The sequence below is a fragment of the Geobacter sp. genome (assembly GCF_027327745.1).
Classification (GTDB): domain Bacteria; phylum Desulfobacterota; class Desulfuromonadia; order Geobacterales; family Geobacteraceae; genus Geobacter.
Window position 1 is genome coordinate 32,102 of the sequence record NZ_DAHVYG010000021.1, and the last position, 11,465, is coordinate 43,566.

The 11,465-nt window shown below is 63.0% G+C and carries 11 protein-coding genes and 1 riboswitch; of the genes, 8 read left to right on the forward strand and 3 right to left on the reverse strand.

Translation table 11 applies throughout. From position 1 onward, the window contains the following. Positions 1 to 246: 246 nt before the first annotated feature. Positions 247 to 588, forward strand: coding sequence for a PepSY domain-containing protein (locus M6689_RS03825; RefSeq protein WP_298268029.1), 342 nt, complete (start codon positions 247 to 249; stop codon positions 586 to 588). 108 nt (positions 589 to 696) lie between these two features. Then, on the forward strand, positions 697 to 1,455 hold the full coding sequence (locus M6689_RS03830) for a hypothetical protein (RefSeq protein WP_298268032.1): 759 nt from the start codon (positions 697 to 699) through the stop codon (positions 1,453 to 1,455). Positions 1,456 to 1,544: 89 nt separating this feature from the next. On the opposite strand, the gene M6689_RS03835 is transcribed toward M6689_RS03830, so the two are convergent. Next, a complete protein-coding gene (locus tag M6689_RS03835) occupies positions 1,545 to 3,170 on the reverse strand; it encodes a fumarate hydratase (protein ID WP_298268035.1) in 1,626 nt (541 codons plus the stop codon). Between the two features lie 204 nt (positions 3,171 to 3,374). On the opposite strand from M6689_RS03835, the gene M6689_RS03840 reads away from it, so the two are divergent. From M6689_RS03840 to M6689_RS03865, 6 genes are all read left to right on the forward strand, one after another. Beyond that, a complete protein-coding gene (locus M6689_RS03840; RefSeq protein WP_298268038.1) occupies positions 3,375 to 4,490 on the forward strand; it encodes a GGDEF domain-containing protein in 1,116 nt (371 codons plus the stop codon). 97 nt (positions 4,491 to 4,587) lie between these two features. After that, complete coding sequence (locus tag M6689_RS03845) at positions 4,588 to 4,767, forward strand: Rho termination factor N-terminal domain-containing protein (protein ID WP_298268041.1); 180 nt, start codon at positions 4,588 to 4,590, stop codon at positions 4,765 to 4,767. A 183-nt stretch (positions 4,768 to 4,950) separates the two neighbouring features. Then, entirely contained in the window at positions 4,951 to 6,327 is a 1,377-nt protein-coding gene (gene dnaB, locus M6689_RS03850) for a replicative DNA helicase (protein ID WP_298268043.1), read from the forward strand. A 90-nt stretch (positions 6,328 to 6,417) separates the two neighbouring features. After that, complete coding sequence (gene lpxA, locus M6689_RS03855) at positions 6,418 to 7,221, forward strand: acyl-ACP--UDP-N-acetylglucosamine O-acyltransferase (protein ID WP_298268045.1); 804 nt, start codon at positions 6,418 to 6,420, stop codon at positions 7,219 to 7,221. 90 nt (positions 7,222 to 7,311) lie between these two features. Continuing rightward, positions 7,312 to 8,619: a hypothetical protein gene (locus M6689_RS03860; protein WP_298268047.1), complete on the forward strand. Its 1,308-nt coding sequence runs from the start codon at positions 7,312 to 7,314 to the stop codon at positions 8,617 to 8,619. A 175-nt stretch (positions 8,620 to 8,794) separates the two neighbouring features. After that, a riboswitch (cyclic di-GMP riboswitch) is annotated at positions 8,795 to 8,871 on the forward strand. A 64-nt stretch (positions 8,872 to 8,935) separates the two neighbouring features. Further along, a complete protein-coding gene (locus M6689_RS03865; protein WP_298268049.1) occupies positions 8,936 to 9,310 on the forward strand; it encodes a hypothetical protein in 375 nt (124 codons plus the stop codon). Positions 9,311 to 9,401: 91 nt separating this feature from the next. On the opposite strand, the gene M6689_RS03870 is transcribed toward M6689_RS03865, so the two are convergent. Continuing rightward, positions 9,402 to 9,965 (reverse strand): hydrolase, encoded by a 564-nt coding sequence (locus M6689_RS03870; protein WP_298268051.1) that lies wholly within the window; start codon positions 9,963 to 9,965, stop codon positions 9,402 to 9,404. A gap of 40 nt (positions 9,966 to 10,005) precedes the next feature. Next, a complete protein-coding gene (locus M6689_RS03875) occupies positions 10,006 to 11,448 on the reverse strand; it encodes a sigma-54 dependent transcriptional regulator (RefSeq protein ID WP_298268053.1) in 1,443 nt (480 codons plus the stop codon). Between the last annotated feature and the right edge of the window lie 17 nt (positions 11,449 to 11,465).

Below are 11,465 nucleotides of genomic sequence, written 5' to 3' on the forward strand. Positions count from 1 at the left end.
TGTTTTGTATACGTTATCTCTCCAGTGGCTGTCAAGCCCAAAACCGGCCGCAGGCGCGAAACGAAAAAATTCAGGTTGCTCCTCCGGCTCCCGTGCTAACTGCTTCAGCTTTCAAATTCATGCGCCACCCCGGAGCGACGGTTTTTTTTCAGAAAAATTCCCATCCTTAATTCTCCGCTAAGTTTCTCCTGTTATCGTCTGAATCATGCAGCATGGCTGCAGAAATCAAAACAGGAGGTAACACCAATGAAACGAGCAATCAAGGCAGGAATCACGGTTGTAGCCCTCTCCACGGCCACGGTTGGCGCCCTTGCGGCCCATGCCGCAAAACCGCAGGAAAACGACGCGCTCGTCACCAGCCATGCCACGGTATCGCTGGTCCAGGCGGTCCAGGCAGCGCAGCAGCGGCTCCATGGACAGGCGGTACGGGCGGAACTGGAGTCGAGCAGGAAGGGGTGGGTCTACGATGTCGAGGTGGTTGCCAACGGCACTACCTACGACGTTGCCGTCGATGCGGCCAAGGGTAAGGTGCTCGCCTTCTCCATAGACAAGGCCGACCGTGACGACGGCAACGACAGGGAAGATTAGGCGATTCACCTCTGTTTCCGTGCGGTTCTTGCAACCCGCCGCCCGGGGGGCGCTCCGCCTGTCCGGCGCGGCTGGGTTGCGGAACGCCACGCTCATCAAGGAGAGCCTATGAATGTCACTGTGGAAAAAAGTCTCAGCAAGGTTCCCGAGGCTACGCTGATCTTCTGGATCATCAAGATAGCAGCAACCACGCTGGGTGAAACCGGGGGGGATGCGGTCTCGATGTCGATGAACCTGGGTTATCTGGTTGGAACAGCGATATTTGCGGCACTTTTTGCCGTTGCCGTTACCGTGCAGGTCTCTGCAAGGCGATATCACCCGCTGTTGTACTGGACGACCATCATTGCCACGACAACGGTGGGTACCACCCTGGCCGATTTTGCCGATCGTTCGCTGGGGATCGGCTATGCCGGCGGTACATCAATGCTGTTTGCCCTGTTGATGGCTTCCCTGTTTGTCTGGCATCGCACCATGGGCTCTGTTTCTGTTGATACGGTGCGGACAAAAAAGGCCGAGGTGTTTTATTGGGTGACGATCATGTTTTCCCAGACCCTCGGCACCGCGCTCGGGGACTGGACCGCGGATACGGCCGGACTCGGCTACATGAAAGGGTCCGTTGTTTTCAGCCTCCTGCTGGCGGTTGTCGTTGCCGCATACTACCGGACGCGTATCTCCCGGACGACACTCTTCTGGGCGGCATTCATCCTGACCCGCCCCCTCGGGGCCGTGGTCGGTGACCTGCTTGACAAGCCGGTCACCGCCGGAGGGCTTGCGTTAAGCCGTTACTCGGCATCGGCGGTGCTTCTCGGCGTTATCCTGACAAGTCTGTGCCTGTTTCCGCAGAGGGCGGCACAGAAAAGCCATTGACTGCAAGACGCCTGCGTCCTCCGGCATAAATGTAAAAAGCCCCCGGCCGCGTTGGCAACCGGGGGCTTTTTCATTCAGGCTGTTATTGCTTACAGCCCCAGCTGCTTGAAGAAGTCGTTCCCCTTGTCGTCCACCAGGATGAAGGCCGGGAAGTTCTCCACCTCGATCTTCCAGACCGCTTCCATCCCCAGTTCGGGGAAGTCGATGCACTCGACCTTCTTGATGTTCTCCTCGGCCAGGACCGCGGCCGGGCCGCCGATGGAGCCGAGGTAGAACCCGCCGTATTTCTTGCAGGCGTCGGTCACCTGCTGGCTCCGGTTTCCCTTGGCGATCATGATCATGCTCGCCCCCTTGGACTGGAGGAGGTCGACGTAAGAGTCCATCCGGCCGGCGGTGGTGGGGCCGAAGGAGCCGGAGGGCTTGCCCGGCGGGGTCTTGGCCGGGCCGGCGTAGTAGATCGGGTGCTTGAGGAGGTACTCGGGGACCGGCTTGCCGGCGTCGATGATCTCCTTGAACTTGGCGTGGGCGATGTCGCGGCCGACGACGATGGTGCCGTTCAGGAGCAGTGGTGTCGCCACCGGATACTTGCTGAGCTCGGCGAGGATCGCCTTCATCGGCTGGTTGAGGTCGATCTTGACCCCGTGCTCGTGCTTGCCGCGGTACTGCTCGGGGATGAGGCGCCCCGGGTTGCGGTCGAGCTCTTCGACGAAGAGCCCCTCGCGGGTGATCTTCGCCTTGACGTTGCGGTCGGCGGAACAGGAGACCGCCATCCCCACCGGGCAGGAGGCGCCGTGGCGCGGCAGGCGGATGATGCGGATGTCGTGGGCGAAGTACTTGCCGCCGAACTGGGCGCCGATGCCGAGCTTGTAGGCGGCCTGGAGCATCTTCTCCTCCAGCTCCAGGTCGCGGAACGCCTGGCCGTACTCGTTCCCCTTGGTCGGGAGCTCATCCAGGTACTTGGCGCTGGCGAGCTTCACCGTCTTCATGCACTGGTCGGCCGAGGTGCCCCCGACGACGACGGCGATGTGGTAAGGGGGGCAGGCGGCGGTCCCCAGGTACTTCATCTTGTCGATGATAAACTTCTCCAGCTTCTCGGGGGTGAGGAGCGCCTTGGTTTCCTGGAAGAGCATGGTCTTGTTGGCCGAGCCACCCCCCTTGGCCATGAAGAGGAACTTGTAGGCGTCGCCGTCCACGGCCTGGATGTCGATCTGGGCCGGGAGGTTGGTGCCGGTATTGATCTCCTCGTACATGTCCAGCGCCACGGTCTGGGAGTAGCGGAGGTTTTCCTCGGTGTAGGTCTTGTGGATTCCTTTGGAAAGGAATTCCTCGTCCTTGCCGCCGGTCCAGACCTGTTGTCCCTTCTTGGCGATGACCGTGGCGGTGCCGGTGTCCTGGCAGACCGGGAGCTCGAATTTGGCGGCGATCTCGGCGTTGCGCAGGAAGGCGAGCGCCACCCCCTTGTCGTTCTGGGACGCTTCCGGATCCTGAAGGATCTTGGCCACCGACTCGTTGTGCTCGGGGCGAAGCAGGAAGGAGACGTCGCGCATCGCATCGTTGGCGAGGATGGCGAGCGCCTCGGGGCAGACCCGCAGCACCTCCTTGCCGGCGAACTGCTCGACGGTCACGTGCTTCTCGGAACCCTCGATCTTGCGGTACCGGGTGCTCTCCTTGGCGAGGGGGAAGGGGTCCTGGTAGACGAACGGCTTGGTGGACATCGTCTGCTCTCCTTTCATGGGGGGGATGACGGGATCGTATACTGTATACGGCGAAATCTTATTTAAAAAAACTCAATTTGTCGAGAGGGAAGTTGGCGGATAGTTTCAGAAAACGCTCAACTTCCGGAGGCCGGTGCCGATGAGATACTAACGATTCCCGGGAGGCATGCTCCGCCGGTGCCGCCGGCGCGTACGGGGAGGGATATGGCAGAGATGGAGAACAACGACCGGCATCCCCTGGATGAAACGGGGCGCTACGCCGGGTACGACCGGATCATGGGGAGCATCTCGTGGCTGCTGATCGCGCTTGTCCTGCTGGATATCAAGCTGATGGGGCCGGACGAGCGGAGCGCCATGATCCTCGCCATCTTCTGTTTCTTCCTCCTCGCTTACAACATGGCGGCCCGTTACCTGATCCTGCGGGGGACGTCGAGCCGGGGCAAGACCCTCACCGACCTGATGATTTTCCTCCTCTTCATCGTCGGCGTTTCCTGGTTCACGGGGAAGGCGACGAGCCCCTTCGTATCACTTCTTTACCTGGTGCTGATGGCCACCTTCCTCACCCAGCGGAGGCGGGTCACCTACTTCATGGCGGGGCTCGCCATCTCCTTCTACGTATTGCTGAGCTCGGGGGAGTTCCTCGGACTCTTTGCCAGCAAGGGGGATATGGTGGGGTACCTCCTCCAGCTTTTCCCCTTCCTGCTGATCGCCCACCTGGGCGCGATGCTTTCCGGCGAGGCGGAGCACGCCCGCAAGGAGATCGAGAAGCTCTCCCTCACCGACGAGGTGACGGGGCTCAGCAACATGCGCAACTTCTTCCACCTGGCGGAGGTCCAGGAAAAGCTCGCCAAGCGTTATCACCGGCCGTTCACGATCTGCATGCTCGATGCCGACAACCTGAAAAAGATAAACGACGTCCACGGCCACTTTGCCGGCACCGAGCTGATCCGGCACACGGCCCGCATGATCACGCAGCGTATCCGCTGTACCGACATTGCCGCCCGCTACGGCGGGGACGAGTTCACGATCATGTATGTGGAGGCCGGCAAGCATGATATCGAGGCCGCGGTGCAGCGGCTCATCGCCCAGATGCGCGATACCCCCTTCGAGCACGACGGCAAGAGGCTCATGACGACGCTTTCGGCGGGTATCGCCTCGTATCCCGACGACGGCGTCGATGTGGAGGACGTCATGGCCCGGGCGGACGAGGCGATGTACGTCAGCAAGAGGCGGGGAAAAAACATGGTCACTGTTTACCGGGAGGGGATGGAGAATGGGGATCCGGCGGAAAAAGAGTGCCCGGGAGTTGCGGACCCGTGAATCCTCTGGTAAATGTTAAACGCTTGCCACACAGCTCGGACATCGCACCGTTTATGCTGAAAATGACGGGATAACAACATCACAGGGGAGGAAGACCATGAAGATGCAGGAGCTCAAGGAGATTGCCAAACAGCGGGGTGTCAAGGCCGGAACCATGAAAAAGGCCGAACTGATCAAGACCATCCAGCGCGCCGAGGGGAACACCGACTGCTTCGCCGAAGGGAAGGCGGCCACCTGCAGGCAGGACCAGTGCCTCTGGCGCGAGGACTGCGACTGATCCCGACGCGACAACTTGACTGGTTAGAGTGAAAATAGCCGGCTTTCTGCCGGCTTTTTTCGTGTGCGCCGAGCGCTTCCGGCAGAAAGGGCGCCGCGGTCAAAATCGTTGACCCGGCACTCCATCGCGCGGTATAGTATCCCTCCCGCGAGTTACTTCCACCGCTTCTTCCCAAGGCAGGCCATGTCCGCAGTCGATCTGAGAAAAGTCCCTCCCCAGAGCCTGGAGGCCGAGATGTCGATCCTCGGCGGCATCCTCCTCGACAACGAGGCGATCAACCGGGCGCTGGAGACCATCGAGGCGGACGACCTCTACCGCGAATCGCACCGCAAGATCTTCCGCGCCATGGTGGAGCTCTCCACCCGCAACGAGCCGTGCGACCTCATCACCCTCACCGACATCCTGAAGCGCAAGGGGGAGCTGGAAGAGGTGGGTGGCGGCGCCTATCTCGCCACCCTGGTCGACTACGTCCCCACCGCCGCCAACATCGCCTACTACTGCAAGATCGTGAAGGAGAAGTCGATCACCCGGCGTCTCATCACCGCTGCCACCGACATCGTCACCCGGGGGTACGAGGGGGAGACCGGGATGGAGGAGCTCCTCGACTCCGCCCAGAAGACGATCTTCGAGATCTCGGACAACAAGCTCCGCCCCGCCTTCACCCCGGTCGGCACGATCCTGAAGGACACCTTCAAGCATATCGAGTCTCTCTACGAGAAGAAGCAGGCCGTCACCGGCACTCCCACCGGCTTCTACGACCTGGACGAGATGACCGCCGGCTTCCAGAAGGGGGATCTCATCATCATCGCCGGCCGCCCCTCCATGGGGAAGACCGCCTTCGCCCTGAACATCGCCCAGTACGCCGCGGCCCACGCCGATCCGCCGGCCCCGGCCGCCATCTTCTCGCTGGAGATGAGCAAGGAGTCGCTCGTGATGCGGCTTCTCTGCTCCGAGTCGCGGGTCGACGCGAGCCGGCTGCGGACCGGCCACCTCATCGACACCGACTGGCACAAGCTGACCCACGGCGCCGACAAGCTCTCCAAGGCGCAGATGTTCATCGACGACACCCCGGCGATCCCGGTGATGGAGATGCGGGCCAAGGCCCGGCGCCTCAAGGCGGAGCACGGCCTGGGGCTGATCGTGGTCGACTACCTGCAGCTCATGCGGGGGAGCGCCAACATCGAGTCACGCCAGCAGGAGATCTCGGAGATCTCCCGCTCGCTCAAGGCCCTGGCCAAGGAGCTGGAGGTGCCGGTGGTGGCACTTTCCCAGCTCAACCGCTCTCTGGAGAGCCGTACCGACAAGCGCCCCATCATGAGCGACCTGCGGGAATCGGGGGCCATCGAGCAGGACGCCGACGTGATCATGTTCGTCTACCGCGATGCGGTCTACTGCGACGACTGCAAGAAGCGCGACGGCTCCTGCACCAAAGAGCACGACAAGGACGCCGAGATCATCATCGGCAAGCAGCGTAACGGCCCCATCGGCACCGTGCGTCTTTTGTTCAACGGCCAGTACACCAAGTTCGAGAGCCGGGAGAAGCACCATTCTGACTACTAGGGACTCGGGACTGGGGGCTCGGGGCTGGTGAACGTCATGCCAATTCAGCCCCGAGTCCCGAGTCCCGAGCCCCGAATCACGAGGTTTCCAATGATCCATCCATCCGCCCAGATCAGCCCCACAGCAACGATCGCCCCCGACGTCGAGATCGGCACCAACGTGGTGGTGGGGGACCACTCCTGCGTCGGCGCCGGGACGCGGATCATGGCCAACGCCGTGGTCGGCCCCTGGACGACGATCGGCGAGAACAACACCATCCACTACGGCGCCATCGTCGGCCACGATCCCCAGGATTTCGGCTACAGGGGGGAGGAGAGCTGGACCATCGTCGGCAACGGCAACATCATCCGCGAGTACGCCACCATCCACCGCGGCAACCGCCCGGGGACGAAGACGGTGGTCGGTGACAACAACTTCTTCATGGTCCAGTCCCACGTGGCCCACAACTGCGAGGTGGGGAACAACATCATCCTCGCCGGCGGGGCGCTCCTGGCGGGGCACGTGATCGTGGAGGACCGGGCCATCATCTCGGGGAACTGCGTGGTCCACCAGTTCATCCGGATCGGGAAGTTCGCCATGATGCGGGGGCTCTCCCGCACCTCCCGCGACGTCCCGCCGTTCTGCATCATGGACGACACCCACACGGTGAAGGCCCTGAACCTCGTGGGGCTGCGGCGCAACGGCTTCGACCAGGCCCGCATCCGGGCGCTCAAGAACGCCTTCAAGCTCCTCTTCCTCTCCGGGCTCAACATGCAGAACGCCCTGGCCGAGGCGGAGCGCACCCTCACCGTTACCGACGACGTCCGCTACCTCCTCGACTTCGTCAAGGGGGCGAAACGGGGGGTCTGCTTCGGTCGAGGCCTGATTGTGGACGTATCGGACGAGAAGGAGTAGGGGCGAATCTCGTATTCGCCCTGTCCGCAGTGGCAGGATGGGCGATCACAGGGATCGCCCCTACAAACCCAGATATCGAGGTATGAACCCATGACCCCATACAACCCCCTGCGACAACTCCCAGAGCCCGCCGGCTACGGCAAAGGCGACGTCTTCGTCCTCTTCGGCGAGCTCTTCGGCCGCGGCTACGCCAACGGCATCGTCGACGAGGCCAAAAAGGCCGGCATGACCGTCATCGGCGCCACCGTGGGCCGCCGCGACAACAACGGCCCCTTGCGTCCCCTGACCCCCGAGGAGCTGGCCGAGGCCGAGGCGAACCTGGGGGGAAAGATCATCAACGTCCCGCTGGAGGCGGGGTTCGACCTGGAGCCCGCCGCCGACGGCTTTACCCCTGCCGACCGGCTCAAGGGGGTGAAGCCTGATTCAGTGGCCGAGACGAGGCTCGACATGGGGGCCATCGGGGAGTCGCGGCTGAAGGGAATCGCCCGCTTCCGCGCCAACCTCGCCTCCTTCGCGGCGGAACTGGAGGGACTCGTCCCCGCCGGAGCGAATCTCCTCGTGGCCCACACCATGGCCGGCGGCATCCCCCGGGCCCGCACCCTCATGCCGCTCCTGAACCGGGTCTTCAAGGGGCAGGAGGACCGCTATCTCTCTTCGGAGGTCTTCTGGAACTCCGATGTGGGGCGGCTCTGTTCCCTCTCCTTCGACGAGGTGACCGCCGACACCTTCGATGCCCTGATCGCCGCCACGGCCCCCCTCCGCGGCCGGGTGGAAGGGGTGGGGGGAAAGGTCGCCTATACCGCCTACGGGTACCACGGCTGCGGTGTCCTGGTGGACGGGGAGTACCGCTGGCAGTCGTACACCCCCTACCTCCAGGGATGGGCCAAGATCCGGCTCGAACAGGTGGCCGAAAAGGCGTGGCGTGGAGGGGTGAGGGTTACGGTCTACAACTCCCCCGAGATCCAGACCAACTCCAGCGCCCTCTTCCTCGGGGTGGAAATCTCCCTCTATCCGCTCCTCGCCGCCCTGAAGAAGGAAGGGGGCGGCGCGGCGGCCGAGGCGATCTGGCACGCCTGCCGGGGGCTTCTCGCTGAGGGAGCGACCCTCGAAACGCTATTGGCGAGGGCCGACGCCTACCTCGGCGCGCCGCTCATGGCGCAGTTCGGCCGGTTCGAGGAGTGGCCCCACCACAACACGCCGGAGCAGGCGGCATTCATGCTCTCCACCTCCGACGAGCTCATGGCGATGAGCGCCGACCCGAAGAACGTCGTCTGCGCGGAGCTTTCCCGGGCGGTCTTCCAGGCGGTGGGACGCCTGATGTTCGACAACTCCTGGGCGCCGGAGGCGCCGGTCGTCTGGCTGAGCCATGACGTCATCGCGCGGCGGCTCATCGCCTGATCGCCGACCTTTTCGGTCACCTGGCGGACGTTTTTCCGTCCCCGGGCGGCCGGCTCCGGTACGCTCTCTCCGCGGGAAACCGCTCGTAACGCTGTTGTTACCTGACTGATGTTGTTTTGTTGAACTACGGCATGCCGATTGCATCGTTCAGGACAAACGACATCAGCTCAGTGATACACGATAATACTAAACCATCCGCGAGGATGGGACGGAAAGCCCACAGGGTCTCACCGAGACAGCCGGGTTGCCGAAATGTCACACGACATTATTCGGCCCCGGCTTTTTTGTTGCCGCCGGTGCCTGAAGGAGGCGGGCCATGGGGGCTCTCCGCAGGTATTATCGAGGTGTGGTGGCAGGGGTGGTGCTGGGATGCATGGTGCTGGCGGCGGGCGCCGCCGGCGCGCAGGAGAGGGGGGCGATGCCGGTGGTGACCCTCACCCGTTCCGTCCAGCAAGAGGTGGTGGGTGGCCCCGGAATCCCGCCCAGGGCCAAGGGAAAGGGGATTGCCGGAGTTCTGGCGGCCAACAGCGACGGGGACGTGAGCATGGTGTTTCGCGGCGGGGTTTCGGTGGATGTCAGCTACAACGACTATCTCCCCCAGGAGGTCCCGAAGGAGCAGTTGCGGCGGATCACGCAGCAGGTCGATCCCCTCGTGAACGGCGTCGCCGTCAAGGTGGCGATCCCGTTCTGAGGTCAACCGACACGAAATCCGCACGAAAAAAGCCGCCCCGGCCGGGACGGCTTTTTTCATATTTTCATATCACTTCGTGGTACGGGAAAAATCAGCGCACCAGCTTCGACAGCTTCTTGAACTCCTCGGTGCCGGCCACGCGCAAAAGCTGGAAGAGTGCCGCCTCGGTGGAGGTGACGACGGCGCCGGCGGCGGCCGCTGCATTGATCCCCACCTTCCAGTTCCCCTTCTTCCGGCTCATGACCGCATCCTTGACGAGGTGCACGTGGTAGCCCCGCTCCCGCAGCTCCAGCACCGTCTGGAGGACGCAGACGTGGGTCTCCATCCCGGTGACGATGACCTGCTTGCGCCCCAGTTCCGCCAGGCGGTTCAGGAACGCCTGGTCGCCGCAGCAGCTGAAGGCCATCTTCTCGTAGGCGTTTCCTTCGAGCTTCTCCCTGAGCTCCGGCACGGTGCAGCCGAGCCCCTTCACGTACTGCTCGGTGGCGATGACCGGGATGCCGAGCTCCCGGGCCGCCTCCAGGAGGATGCCGGTGTTGCGGGTCAGCTGGGCGAGCACCTCCTGGTCCATGGCGAGGCAGAGCTTCTCCTGCACGTCGATCACCACCAGCACCGCCTGATTCCTGTCGAGAAAGAACGTCTCCATCACTCCCATCCGTTGATTCCTCCTTTCTAATTTACGGCCGTACGTTCGGTCACTCTTTCCGCAGTTCGATCCCCAGTTCCTGGATCTTCTTCCGGAGCGTGTTGCGGTTGATGCCGAGGATGTCGGCGGCCTTCACCTGGTTGCCGCGGGTCTTTTCGAGGACGAAGCGGACCAGGGGGCGCTCGATCTGCCTCAGGACCAGGTTGTAGATGTCGCCGGTCTCCATCTTGTCGAGGTTGGTGAGACTCACCCGCAGCTTCATGTCGACGAGGGCCTCCAGGGAGAGCTCGTCGGTTGCCGCCGGCTCTCCGCCGCGCTGGACCCGGAGCCCCGGAAAGTCCGCCGGGGTCAGGAGCGGATCGGAGGAGAGGATCACCGCCCGCTTGATGGTGTTTTCCAACTCCCGGACGTTCCCCGGCCAGCCGTAGGAGGTGAGGAGCGTCATCGCCTCGGGAGAGCAGGTCCGGGCCGCCACCTCCAGCTCGGCGCAGGTTTTCTTGAGGAAGTACTCCACCAGCAGCGGGATGTCCTCTTTGCGCTCCCGCAGCGGCACAAGCTGGAGCGGCACCACGTTGAGGCGGTAGAAGAGGTCCTCCCGGAACTGCTTCTTCCGCGCCAGCTCCTCCAGGTCCTGGTTGGTGGCGGCCACGATCCGGACATCCACGGAGATGTTCTGACTCCCGCCGGTGCGGGTCACCTCCTTCTCCTGGAGGACCCGCAGGATCTTCGCCTGGAGGTCGAGGGGCATGTCGCCGATCTCGTCGAGAAAGATGGTGCCGCCGTTGGCCTGCTCGAACTTGCCGAGCTTGCGCTCGGTGGCCCCGGTGAAGGCCCCCTTCTCGAAGCCGAAGAGCTCGCTCTCCAGGAGTTCCTTCGGAATGGCGGCGCAGTTGAGGGCGATGAACGGCTTGCCGATCCGCTTGGAGTTGAAGTGGATCGCCCGGGCGATGAGCTCCTTGCCGGTCCCCGATTCCCCCCGGACGAGGACGGTGATGTCGCTCGGCGCCACCTTGCCGATGGTCTTGTAGATCTCCCGCATGGCCGGCGAGTTGCCGATGATGTTCTTCTCCAGGAGGTAGCGCTCCTTCAGCTCCTCCTTCAGGACCGACATCTGGGAGGTGAGCTCCCGTGCCTTGCTCACCTTCTCGATGATGGCGTCGATCACGTCCAGGTCGAAGGGCTTGGTGATGTAGTCGTAGGCGCCGCGTTTCATCGCCTCCACCGCGTTCTTCATGGAGGCCTCGGCGGTCATGATCACCATGAGGAGATCGCTCTTGAGCTCCCTGGCCCGGTCCAGGAGTTCGAGCCCGGAGAGGCCCGGCATCTTGATGTCGAGGATCGCCAGGTCGTAGGGGTTCGACTGGATGAGGCGCAGCGCCTCCTCGCCGTCGCGGGCAAGATCCACGGTGAACCCCTTCTTGCGCAGGGCCTTGGAAAGGACCCAGCGCATGCTCTCTTCGTCGTCGGCTACGAGAATTCGGTTAAGTAACATGAAAACCTCTCGAAGAG

What these genes read in the sequence shown, in the direction of transcription:
- M6689_RS03860 (WP_298268047.1), top strand. Translation starts at nt 7,312, where the DNA reads ATGACCCCATACAACCCCCTGCGACAACTCCCAGAGCCCGCCGGCTAC.
- M6689_RS03875 (WP_298268053.1), bottom strand. Translation starts at nt 11,448, where the DNA reads ATGTTACTTAACCGAATTCTCGTAGCCGACGACGAAGAGAGCATGCGC.
- lpxA (WP_298268045.1), top strand. Translation starts at nt 6,418, where the DNA reads ATGATCCATCCATCCGCCCAGATCAGCCCCACAGCAACGATCGCCCCC.
- M6689_RS03840 (WP_298268038.1), top strand. Translation starts at nt 3,375, where the DNA reads ATGGCAGAGATGGAGAACAACGACCGGCATCCCCTGGATGAAACGGGG.
- dnaB (WP_298268043.1), top strand. Translation starts at nt 4,951, where the DNA reads ATGTCCGCAGTCGATCTGAGAAAAGTCCCTCCCCAGAGCCTGGAGGCC.
- M6689_RS03870 (WP_298268051.1), bottom strand. Translation starts at nt 9,965, where the DNA reads ATGGGAGTGATGGAGACGTTCTTTCTCGACAGGAATCAGGCGGTGCTG.
- M6689_RS03865 (WP_298268049.1), top strand. Translation starts at nt 8,936, where the DNA reads ATGGGGGCTCTCCGCAGGTATTATCGAGGTGTGGTGGCAGGGGTGGTG.
- M6689_RS03835 (WP_298268035.1), bottom strand. Translation starts at nt 3,170, where the DNA reads ATGTCCACCAAGCCGTTCGTCTACCAGGACCCCTTCCCCCTCGCCAAG.
- M6689_RS03845 (WP_298268041.1), top strand. Translation starts at nt 4,588, where the DNA reads ATGAAGATGCAGGAGCTCAAGGAGATTGCCAAACAGCGGGGTGTCAAG.
- M6689_RS03825 (WP_298268029.1), top strand. Translation starts at nt 247, where the DNA reads ATGAAACGAGCAATCAAGGCAGGAATCACGGTTGTAGCCCTCTCCACG.
- M6689_RS03830 (WP_298268032.1), top strand. Translation starts at nt 697, where the DNA reads ATGAATGTCACTGTGGAAAAAAGTCTCAGCAAGGTTCCCGAGGCTACG.